Genomic DNA, 11,775 nt, shown 5'->3' with positions numbered 1-11,775 from the left:
TTCAAGGGGCGGGTTTTCACCGCCATCCAATAGATAGTTAGAAATCTTTTGAGGGTGTTACCCTCACGATTCCCCTTACTCATACCCCTCTAGTTTCTAGAGGCTCCTAGTAAGAACGAGCCGCACCCCCAGTCCAGCTGACAGTTTTACTCGTATAGGCTTCGCAGACGTCTATCACCATCTTTCCTGACTCTTGGGCTTTGTGCTTGAGAAATTCTTTGAAACGGTAATGAGCGAAAGAGAGCATATTGCGAACTGTTTTTGATCTAAGTTTGCGATCACTTTTTCTCGACATCTGAGAAGTCTCAAAGGTGGGAAGCAAAATTACATCAAAATTGTCAACTATAAATCTGGCAGCTTTGTGATGGATCTCGTTCACTAAGTTTTGAATCCTGATCACCATCCGCCTGGAAGCTTTTCTCATTCGACGCTTCTGGCCACCTTTGGCTTTGCTTATTTTTGAAATCAGATTATCCAGGTGTTGACATAAGCGTTGAATTTGAGAAAAATCACCATTGCCAATTTTTCCGACAGAAGTTTCACTAAAGAATGTCAAGAAAGTCCTAACTCCAGGATCCAAAGCAACTACTCTACCTTGGTTTTCGGCTTTAACGTTAGTCACTTTGTGGGGGACTACAAGGTAGTAGTCCCCATTAGTACTGGTCAATCGACAGTCACAGATATTATCAGGCAGGCTCTCGGCAAAGGTTAATTCCCCTAGTTTTGTATGATAGATCCCCTTGTCTGAAACTGCTGATTTAGGAATATAGCAAGACTGGACAGGATTCTTTCGAGATCTAAATCGAACTCGGTTAATTTGCTTAGTCTTTTTGTACTTTTTTTTAGCTTCCCTGACAGCGGTGCAGGCATCCTTAATCGCTATCGATTTAATTTGATAAGGTACTGCCTTGCACCACTCTGGAAGGTCATTTAATATCCCTGTTTTAATAGCCTTCCAGTTGGCTTTAACTTCTCCATTCTGGAGTATTTTGACGGTCTTATTGAAAACATAGCGGGACACTCCGAACCATTGACGAACAATAGACCGCTGTTCAGCATTGAGGAATATCCGAATCTTTTTTGATTTTTGCCCCGTATTTTCTGAGCCCGTGGACGCGACAATAGAAGAGGTGAATGATGGAGAGAAGATCTGCTGTAAGTTCTGATCAAAGACAACTTTTAGGTTGGTCGAGAACCAAGATTTTTCCACCGTTGATACTGACCAGGTGCTCAAAGAGTTCAAACCCGAATCGGGTAAGTCTGTCTCTACAGGCAACAACAATCGTGAGCTGATCTCCTCGCATAAGCCGCTCCAGTATGGTCTTAAGTCCCTTCCTTTTGTAGTTGAGACCTGAGCCGATGTCTTTGATGATTTCGGCTTGTGGGAAAAGGGAATGCATATAGGCGATTTGTCGGACAAGGTCGTCTTTTTGCTTGCTGGAGCTGACTCGGCAGTAGCAAATTGTGCTTGCAACCCGAACAGTTCTATCATCTGTAGATCTACGTCCGAAAGTGAGCAAGCTTTCGGGATCAAAGAGTCTTGTTCCTCCTGGAGTTTTTTCGCACCTGATCGTTCCATCATCCGCGTATTTCCTCAATGTGTTCTTGGAGAGTCCCGTAAGTTCGACCGCCTTACGGAGTGGTATTAGTGCCATGTTTTTATCTTGGCATATTTTGGTAGATATTGTAAGATATTATGTGTGCATTTTGGTTAACTGTCACGAGCCTCCTTCTAGAAAGTCATTATTTCATAGATTGGGCCAGGACTGTTCTACCCGAATAACAAGCTTTCTCTATTACAAAATTTACATTTTGTAGTATATTATGCTGTGTTGAGGCATTTGTTTAAACAGAGCTTGATGAGCAGACAATTGCCTAATTAATCAATTAATTAATCACGCTTGGGTTATCCGACATCGGGTAGCCTAACCCTCCAAGGGTTGGAACTAGTGAATGTGACACAAGGAGGAGTTTGTAACATTACTTAATATCCTGTGTCTAGTTCTACTCCAAGGATGGGGTAAATGAATTAAGTAGAAATGATATTGACTAGAAATTATATTGTATGCTATATTGCCAATGAGCTTGAAAAAATATAAGCTAAAATCTTTTTCAGGGTAAACGCATCTTATTTTCAAATGCCTACTGGATATGATATTCAAGCGATAAGTTTTTATACTTATTAGTTTTGAAATATCTGTTAGGTGCGCTTTCTGTTGGCGAATTTAATTCGCCACGGGTAGCACCTCTTGATGCAGTTGCTCATGGGGAAAACCCCCATGACACCACTGCATTGCTTCTGAGTAAGGCTTCTAAAAAGATGGGTTTGCCCTGAATTTTTTTGACTAAATGGCATTGTTTGTGGGAGCAGGTCAATTTTGTAAGAACACTTGAAGTACAGTGTTTTCGGGGCTTCAGTAGCAGTGATGAGTTATTTTAGTACATTTGTTCTGCGAATTTGACATCCTCCCTTGTTTGTTGGATAGGAGTTGAATTTAATTCAACTCCAGCTATATCGTTTATTTGTAATTCAGCCTAGTAGTTTACTACAACAAGTATGACAGGTTAATTATTTCTATAACCCTTAGATAATACGAGTCAGTTTAGATATAAATTACTTGTCAAAACGTCTATGGTAAAGTACTAGGTTCAAGTGCTTAAAGGATGCTGATAACTCTACCACTTTTACTAATGCTGCTTGTCACCATAGCCCTGGGTAGCAAGATATTCTTCCAGAGAAAATATGAGCAATGGTGGAAAGGACTTTCTCGCCAGGAGAAATGGTCATACATTAAAAAAGGAAAGCTACCTTCCTTAATAGAATTTGTGAAAAGTGACTTGGGAAAGTTACCGGAACCGGAACAGATTCTGGAAGATGCTGAATATGAGTCAATCTTTCTAAGCCTCTTAGAAGGTGTATCCACTGGATGGCAGAAAGCTGAGATTGAAGATTTTTTTGCTAAACAGCCAGTAAGTATTGATCAGTCTACATTTCAGTCGTGGCTACGCAAGTTTTGTCGTCGCCTTATGAAAGCACCTCAAGGAAACATTGAAGTTGCTCAGCGCATGATTAGCTTTGGTGAGATTGGGGATTGGCAGCTTGGAAGGATATCTAAGGAGTTTGGCGAAAAAATTTTAACCGCATCAAGGCGAGACACAGTTGTTGTATATGTTAATCCCTTTACACTACTTGGCTTAGATCCTGAAAAATACAATACTGTAGAAGATATATCTGCTACTAAAATTCGCCCACAGAAGAAAAGGTTTTTAGCAAAGCTAAAAATTAACGACAATCAGTTTGAATTGAAAGAAGGCTTTAAGATCAAGCAGGCAGAAGCATATTTGGAAGATCTTCGAGATGAGCAGAATAAAAAATTCCACTTTATTATATTTAAGGACAAAAAGCTACATGACTTTCTAACTTTCGGAGATTTTCAATTTTTTGAGCAATATGTTTCTAAACCTGATTACCAGGATGAAGAATTCCGGGGATTCATTGGAAAATACTTTGCTCGACAGTATGGGAATAAACTTGATGAAGCGATACGCTTTAAGGATTTAGGTTCCATTAAGAGTTTGTTCTCAATAGAACTCTTAGTTCTTCCAGAGCATTATCAAATCTGTTTTGGTCGATCCTATGAATTTTTAGAAAGCTGCTGTAATGCTCTGAAGGAGATTGCTGATTTTGGTATAGATCCTAAACACTTTGATGAAAAAGAGCTTTTGGCGAAGATCCAAGAAGTTCTGGATATTGAGTTAGTGAATTCAATTAATCATCCCTTCTTTTTGATAGCTAAAGATCGGATATCTCAATGTCTTATTAAAATAGGATTCAAACTATGTCGCTTGCCAACATCTGAGCATATTGAATATGAGTTTTTGGTGGAATATTCTCTGAAAGTTATTGACTTAGCCTCTAAATTAAAGGTCTCGGAAAATGCCAGCAAGAGGGTAAAAGAGATTAAAGATAAGATTATTGAGGATAAAGGCAAAAGTAAAGACCGTAAGCTAAATTTAAATCTTTATTTAAATGCTTCTCATCCACTTGAAATTACAGATGATTACATTAGATATGGAAGAACAGTCTGGGATCTAGAAAGTATTGAAGCTATTAAGTTAGTTCCTTTTGGATACAACTCGCAACTTCGTACTTGTTCTTTTTTGAATAATCAGGGACAACAGATTTCCTTTACACCGATGATGGATGATCTAAACTATGAAGATGAATTAAGGAAAAAACTAGACTTTTCCTTAATAAAAATTATGGACAATATTACAGAAAAAATTATGGTGAAAATTAATACAGGAACAGTTGTAGAGATTGGAAATTGTCGTTTATATAGTCAAAGAATTTATTTTAAAGACTCCACATTTTTCTGCAAATACCATTACTTTACTCTAATTAGTTCAGATGATTATCCTAATTTAGTACTTGTCACAACAAACAAAAAGTATATAAATATATTTTTAGAAAACAAGGAAAATTTTGAAAATTATATCAAGTATGATAACAAGTTTAGGGATAAAGAACTAAGTATAGAACAGTATAAAAAAAGAATAGATCCTTATATTTTATCTAGAATCAAATCGGGAGTAATTAGTCTTAGAGATAGAGGAGCATTAATCGATACTGAGAAGGAATGGAATGGTGTACTGATTAGGGATGTGTTGAGGTTTCAGGAATTGATGATTACTGGAAAGATGTCAAGATAAGTTTGACTAAAAATTAAAATGGTTCAATAAAATATTGCAGTCTACCATGGAAAATAAATTAATTACCGAACAACTACAGCCCGATTTTTCTTCAGCCTTGTATCAAGTCTTTGAAATTGAGAAAAAGCTGAAAAAACTGACTACAGAACATACAATTCATAGAAATGTAGAAAAGCTCAAAGACTACTTTCAATCCTTGGGATGGTTTTATGAAATTCCCAAAGGGACGTATAATGAAACCCGGACTGACTGTGATGCTCATATCTCTAGTGATTCCCCTGAAGAATTGGTAATTTCTGAGGTGATCAAGCCAACGATTCGATACCGGGAGAATGAATCCTCTCCATCACGTATTGTTCGTCGAGCAACTGTTATTGTGGAATCTAAAGGGATCCAAGAAGAAGCTAGGGAAAAAATTAGCGAAAAACCTAGCATGATTCCCTCAAATATGAATATTTGTAAATTTATTAAAGAACAGTTTTCTCGTCTTAAGTTAAGATTTACAGGCAATGATGTCAGCTCTAAATAATTTTAGAGGATTTGTATATCAATACAAATCACTATTTCATAGTTAGGTATTATTCACAAATTCAAGGAGATAACCGGATGGCACACACAATCAATATTGGGATTGACTTGGGAACGACAAATTCTGCAATTGCTAAGTTCTCTAAAGGAAAAGTAGATGTATTTTCTAATCCCACAGTTCACGGAAAGAGAACACTACCATCCGTTGTGGGATTCAAGAAAAATAAAATATTCGTTGGAGATAAGGCAAAAGAGTATTGGAAAAAATATCCTGAGAATGTAGTTGCTTTCTTCAAACGTAAGATGGGAACTGATGAAGAGTTTCTAATTGAGGATCTCCAAGGATCTAAAACACCCGTCGATCTATCTGCTGAAGTTCTAAAGGAATTAAAGACGTTCGTTAGAACCGGAGAAGTAGTTGATGCAGCAGTGATTACTGTACCGGCTTCTTTTGATACCAATCAGTCTCAGGCTACAGAGAATGCTGCTCATCAGGCTGGAATTCAGCAAGTGTTTTTGCTTCAGGAACCTATTGCTGCCAGCATAGCCTATGCCAATCAGGAGAAAGGAGTAGAGTTTGATGAGCAAAAATGGCTAGTTTATGACTTGGGGGGTGGAACCTTTGATGTTGCCCTTCTGGAGGTGGGTGATGAAGAAATGATAGTTCTTGGTAACAAAGGTAATAACTTTTTAGGGGGAGCTGATTTTGACAACCTTATTGTTGATAAAATTCTGATTTATTCTATAGAAAAGCAGTTGGGTATCAGTGGTTTATTAGGTGAAGTGAAGAGCAAAAGCAGTAAGTATAATTCTCTTTACTTCAAACTTTTGCTGAAAGCGGAAGAAGCTAAGATTGCCCTCTCTTCCATGGAATATTATGACCTAGAGATTGAGGAAATTGAAGACGATAAGGGTGAAGAGCATGATCTGGAAGTAACAATTACACGCTCTCAGTTTGAAGAGTTAATCCAGCCTTATATTGATGAGACAATTGCTTTAATTAAATCATTGCTACAGAGCAAGTCTCTCAGTTCATCGGATCTCAAGTTTGTATTGATGGTGGGGGGATCTACTTACATCCCCTATGTGCGTCAACGCCTAGAAGAATCATTACAGATACCGGTAAATTTGGATGTTGATCCTACAACGGTTGTAGCAGAGGGAGCTGCATTGTTTGCTGCAACTAAACCGAGAAAGATAGAGGAAAATTCATCAAAGTCTTCTCCCAGTGGATTAGCACTAAGGATGGAATACCCCCATGTGTCTCGTGATTTGGAGGAGTTTCTTGAAGCAAGAGTAGAAGGGGCTTTAGAGGGTCTTTATTACCGGATTTTGAGAGCCGATGGAGGTTTTGATTCCGGGCTGAAACCCCTACAACGAGAGATTGAAGAAGACTTACCTCTGGTTGAGCAAGAGCAGAATATCTTTGAATTCAAGATTTTTGATAGTCATGGTAATGCAGTTCCCATTGATAACAACACAATTCAAATTTATCAAGGGATAACCACTGTTAGGGGACAAACCCTACCCCATGACATTTGTATTGAGATTGAGGATGAGAATTCTAAACAGACACGGTGTCAAGCTATTCTCAGAGAAAATAGCACTCTTCCCCAAAAACAGGACTATGAGGTGCAAGTGTCCAGGTTGGTGCGCCATGGCACAGATGATGAAATCCGAATCAATATCCTAGAGGGACCAGAAGATGCATTACCTCAAGCCAATCAGACCATTGGCTATTTAGTCTTAAAGGGCACTCGGTTTACCAGGAATATTCCAGCAGGAACTACGATTGAGATCACAATTGAAATGTCTGAGTCTCGGACCTTAAAGCTATCTGTTTATATTCCCTTGGTTGATCAGGAATTTAAGGAAGTGTTTGAGCCGAAGCAGCGTAGTGTGTCCTTAAACCAACTGAAGTCCGAGGTGCAGAATTTGTCCTCTAAAATTTCCAGTGAAATTGTGGAGGCTCAACAAAGGAATGAACAGGTTGTGGTGCAAGAACTCAAGGAAAAACGGGAGCAGGTTGATGAAATTAGCGCTAAGTTGCTAACCGTCAAGGCGGACGATGTGACGGATATACGCTATCAGTTAGAAGATGACAAGCGAAAGGTAGCCCAAGAGGTGGATAGCTTGACTCGTGATAAGTATATTTCTGCTGCAATTCAGAAGTATCAGGAGGCAAAGAGATTTTGCTGCCGTACTATTGAGGACAGTGGCTCTGAGGCTGATAAACGAACCTTGAATCAACTGCTGCAACAAGAGGAAGGGGTGCTGAAGTCTGGGAGTGTATCTAGGATTAATGCTACGACTGAGCAATTGAATCAACTGGGTGTGACGGCACAGATGAAAAGCCCGACATTCCATCTTAGTCTGTTTGCACACTTAGTAGATCAGACAGAAGATTTTGTTGATCCTGCTGAGGCTATAAAACTGTTGAATTTGGGAGCTAAGTATTTTGAGAGTCGTAATGTTGAGAAGTTGGAGCAGGTTAACTTGGCATTGCTCAATCTTCTGCCTCCTGATAAGAAGAGTAAAGTAACTGGAATGAGTGGAGGTACAAATATTCGGAAGTCACAATAGATAATTGTTTGAGTATTAAAATGACAATTCTAAATTATTAATTAACAATGTTATCAAGCTAGGTAGAATTAAAACATGAGTGAAAATAAAGAAGAGTTCAGCTTTGTCGATCAGCTTTGGGGCTTTGTTAAGGGAGCAGGAAATGGTGCGATTGAAGGGGTGATTGGAACATATGATTTGACGACGGATTTATTAGGTACTTCATGGTATTTAACTGGTGGATGGTATTTTAACCCTGAAAAAGCACACCAAAGGTGGGATAGCACTAAGGCCTTTGCAAATCAGACAGGTGATTTTGTTAGTGATGTATGGTATGTGACTGGTGGCCAAGTTACAAATCCGCAAAAAGCCAATAAAGCAGAAGAGAACTTTGGTAAACGATTTGATGCTCTTGCTGCACCATACCGTAAAGATTGGGAGGAGGGTAATTATGGAGAAGCGATTGGTCGTGGAGCTGTTGAACTATTCGGAACAAAAGGTATTGGAAAAGTTGCCAAGGCTGGCTCAAATCTAGAATTGCCCTCAGTATTACAGCGATCACCTGCTAAAGTTGCTGCTAGAGAACAAAAACGTTCAATTGAATATGGTAATGTTGATAAGCTGAGTAATAAAGACGTTTCAAATGTAACTGTTCTACAATTATCTCCAATACCTAGTGATAAACCTGATGGTAACTGGTTTCGTATAGTCTCGAATCAGGAAGAACTGGAAAAAATTAAAACTGGTACAGCCAGAGACTTTTCTGAATTGGTTCAAATCTCCCCTGGCTATAACCCAGATGCACCTTGGCATGGCACGTATAAGACAAATGCAAAAGTTTTCAATTATGATGGTCTTTTGGCTTCTGGTAAAGCATTAGAAAATCAACAATATGGCCCCGGGGGAGGAAATCAAGTTTATATTCTTAACAAACATCTTAAAAACCTCAGTCCTCAAGGTTCTTTTGAGCTGACAGATAATCTTGCTGACCATAAAATTATTGATAACAGGAATAAGATCGAAACTGAAAAAGCAAAGATTGAAGAAGATATTCGCAATATAAATCGTAAATTGAGTGCCTTTGATACAACTATTAAAACTGGAGTAGTATATGACAGACTAAATCATGATGATGAAGATTCATTTCTGGAACAAACGACCACTGAAACTATTGTCTACCAAAACCCTGAAAACCTGGCAGATAGTCAAACAGCCAAATGGGCGACTCGATCTATTACTCTTGAGGATGGAACAGTTGTAGAAGTTAAGGTAGATATTGAGACCGAAGAGATGCTAGGGATTCTTGATAAAGTAGAGCAAACAATTCAAGACCATGGTTTCCTAAATACTCACCCAACACTAGATACTCCCCTCCAAGATCGATCTTCGATTCAAGATCAAGAAAATCAACAAACCCCTATCATTCCTGAAGAATCCAAAAAAGATCCTGACAAACAATCTTACGACACAACCAATCCCGCTACTACTGATGTCTCTGTTGCTAATTTAGAACAAATTACCACAGAAAATATTATCTCCCCAAACCCTGAGGAACTGGCAGATAGTCAAACAGCAAAATGGGAGATTCGACACATTCTTAAAAATGGAAAGCTTGTACAAGCTAAAGTAGACATAGATAGTGAAGAGATTCTAGAGATTCTTGATCAGACAGACCCAACAACTCCAAACTCAGTCACACCAGCACTACAGGTTCACTCAACTCCAACAACAGAGTCAGACACAACAGAAAACAATCAAACCCCAGAAGCAGCAACCACTCTAGAAACTGCATACAAAATAATGCCGAATGGACGTTTGCTTGAAGTGACTACTGATACCAGAGATAACATCCAAGCAGAAGGAGACATTGTCAATGCCATAGACCAAGATACCCCAACCATAATGGATCATCAAGGTCAAGGTGTAGCCGTTGATGAGTTGATATCAATCCCTTTCTCAGATTTTAATTCTTCACTTACTAATTCATATCCATCAGAAAATCAATCACAAACCCAAGAGCCTGTAGAACAGCAGGCGGATCAAGCAGTCGAGCCAAACTACTCCTACAAAATACTACCTAATGGTCTTCTTGTTCCAAATGTACCTGATTTCCCAGATGTATCTGATACCAATGACCACAGCCAAATTGAGCAGACAGTAGATAGTCTTTATTCTGATGCTGAAGTGAATGGTAATTCCCTCCTGACACAAGAGACTTCTACAAACTCAAGCCACTATAATACACAGTCACCAAGTGATATTGATGCTGCTTGGGATGAAATTATGGCAAAACTTGAATCAGATCCAGAAGTCCCACCACCGATTTCAGAGATGAATTGGGAACACTCTGATCCATTTTCAGCCATCTTTAATTCTTCTGATCAATATGATGACCCATCAGCTGATCCCCTAGCTCAGGGACTTAACGAATTAAACTTTGATCACTCAAGTGGGATCCAGCAACCATCCTTTGCACCCGTAGAAGATAACTCATCATTTAACGATCCCAAGGATTCCCTTGAGGCACTGATTAATGAATCTTTTGAACGGGTTGAAGAAAGAATTAAACAAGAAGAGCAAGCAGCTTCTGGCTCAGGATTTTATTCAAGTGACCCCTATGACTCTAATTTTGATGAACATATTCCAGTTTCAACTATCGATGAAACTTCTACTTACGAAACTCCAACCTATGATGAACCGACGAGTTATGAATCCAGCTATGATTACGGAAATTATAATGATTCCTATGATTCCTATGATTCCTATGATTCCTATGATTCCTATGATTCCTATGATAACTATTCGTGACTCTATGGATGATTTACTTTTTTTTAAATTTAAGTTTAACTTCAATAGATAAAAATATATTTTTTTTAATTATATTAAGGGCTTATATAAGTCCTCTTTATCCAAAAATCAGTTTGAAGGAGACATACAGTTATGGAAATTATGAAAAAATATTTCCTTATGATACAGAAAAGTTTATTCATCTTTTAATCCTATCAATTTATATAATTTTTCCTTGGCTACTAATTTCCCTAGTTAAAGTTCCCTTTGGGGATAAGGTGATTATTAAGTCTCTGGTTTTTATCGCTATTTATCTATTGGCGAGTATTCCTTGTTTTATCAAAATCAAAAATAAAGTGAATTACGATGTTCAGTTTGCTAATGCTTTTATTGTCATTGCAGTATTAGGGATGTTCCCTATCGTTTCAGTAATAGTGGCTGCCAACTCTATCTCTGAAACGATGATCTCTCAGTTCAGTAGCGATAGAAATACTAGTCTGATAATTGCTGGCTTATTATTTATGCTATCAGCCTATGGACTAACAATAGAATATAAAAACATAAGCGAGCTTTTTAATGAAGTTTTTGAAGAACTTTTCTCGCTTTTAAGGGATTTCATAAATCATGGTATTATTTCTATAATACTAGTAGTTGTATCGATGATTGGAATCCGTATAGCTGAAATCAATCCAATTCTTGGTGCTATTCTGTTTATTTTGGGTATTGGTGTTTCAATCATAACGCTGGGTATAAGTTTTTTTGCTATTAGTCAATTTTTAAAGCTGATAGTTTGTTCGATATTCTTGGTTATTACGTTTATTCCAGGTTTAATTGCATCCTTAATATTTGTTGGTGCTAGCCATACAATAGGTAATCTCCAACGTATTAGCAGCATCTTTTTTCCAAACGAAAAAAATTGGAAGCCGTTCATTTCTATCGATGATGCTTTGAAAAATAATTCCATACCGTTATTAAGCTGTTGCGCATTTAAACTGTGATAACAGCATTGCCTTTGTTTTTTATTTTTCGTACCCATTTTATAATTAACCCTCCTTCATTTAAAAGATGATTTAACAAACATTCTAATTCTTCAATTGATTTGAAAACTCGATTGGCAATATATTCTTTTGCTGAATGCCAAACCAATTCAATTAAGTTATAATCAGGACTATACTCGGGAAGATA

At 37.9% G+C, this 11,775-nt stretch carries 8 protein-coding genes and 1 pseudogene; 6 read left to right on the top strand and 3 right to left on the bottom strand.

The features are described from left to right. Positions 1-106: 106 nt before the first annotated feature. Together F6K20_RS08140 and F6K20_RS40540 are read right to left on the bottom strand one after the other, a co-directional pair. A complete protein-coding gene (locus F6K20_RS08140; protein WP_502708824.1) occupies positions 107-1,582 on the bottom strand; it encodes an RNA-guided endonuclease InsQ/TnpB family protein in 1,476 nt (491 codons plus the stop codon). Beyond that, a pseudogene (locus F6K20_RS40540) lies at positions 1,572-1,655 on the bottom strand (IS607 family transposase); the annotation flags it as partial. The gene F6K20_RS08140 and the pseudogene F6K20_RS40540, both read right to left, overlap by 11 nt. 533 nt (positions 1,656-2,188) lie before the next feature. On the opposite strand from F6K20_RS40540, the gene F6K20_RS08130 reads away from it, so the two are divergent. The 6 genes from F6K20_RS08130 to F6K20_RS08105 all read left to right on the top strand — a co-directional run bounded on the left by F6K20_RS08130 (position 2,189) and on the right by F6K20_RS08105 (position 11,588). Then, positions 2,189-2,335 (top strand): hypothetical protein, encoded by a 147-nt coding sequence (locus F6K20_RS08130; RefSeq protein ID WP_154659877.1) that lies wholly within the window; start codon positions 2,189-2,191, stop codon positions 2,333-2,335. Between the two features lie 356 nt (positions 2,336-2,691). Beyond that, on the top strand, positions 2,692-4,713 hold the full coding sequence (locus tag F6K20_RS08125) for a hypothetical protein (RefSeq protein ID WP_287294378.1): 2,022 nt from the start codon (positions 2,692-2,694) through the stop codon (positions 4,711-4,713). Between the two features lie 46 nt (positions 4,714-4,759). Further along, entirely contained in the window at positions 4,760-5,242 is a 483-nt protein-coding gene (locus tag F6K20_RS08120) for a hypothetical protein (protein ID WP_009148827.1), read from the top strand. A gap of 77 nt (positions 5,243-5,319) precedes the next feature. Beyond that, positions 5,320-7,824 carry an Hsp70 family protein gene (locus tag F6K20_RS08115; protein WP_009148830.1) on the top strand — a complete coding sequence of 835 codons (2,505 nt, stop codon included), beginning with the start codon at positions 5,320-5,322 and terminating at the stop codon, positions 7,822-7,824. A 75-nt stretch (positions 7,825-7,899) separates the two neighbouring features. After that, positions 7,900-10,611, top strand: a complete 2,712-nt coding sequence (locus F6K20_RS08110; protein WP_009148832.1) for a hypothetical protein — start codon at positions 7,900-7,902, stop codon at positions 10,609-10,611. Positions 10,612-10,619: 8 nt separating this feature from the next. After that, positions 10,620-11,588 carry a hypothetical protein gene (locus F6K20_RS08105; protein ID WP_009148834.1) on the top strand — a complete coding sequence of 323 codons (969 nt, stop codon included), beginning with the start codon at positions 10,620-10,622 and terminating at the stop codon, positions 11,586-11,588. Here the strand turns inward: F6K20_RS08105 and F6K20_RS08100 are convergent. Further along, on the bottom strand, positions 11,578-11,775 hold a 198-nt coding region (locus tag F6K20_RS08100; RefSeq protein ID WP_287265468.1), incomplete at its 5' end, for a transposase. The genes F6K20_RS08105 and F6K20_RS08100 overlap by 11 nt on opposite strands.

The organism is Moorena sp. SIO2C4 (genome assembly GCF_010672485.1).
GTDB classification, from domain to species: domain Bacteria; phylum Cyanobacteriota; class Cyanobacteriia; order Cyanobacteriales; family Coleofasciculaceae; genus Moorena; species Moorena producens.
The sequence above is the reverse complement of the archived record's forward strand: the minus strand, read 5'-3'. Positions and strand labels throughout refer to the sequence as shown.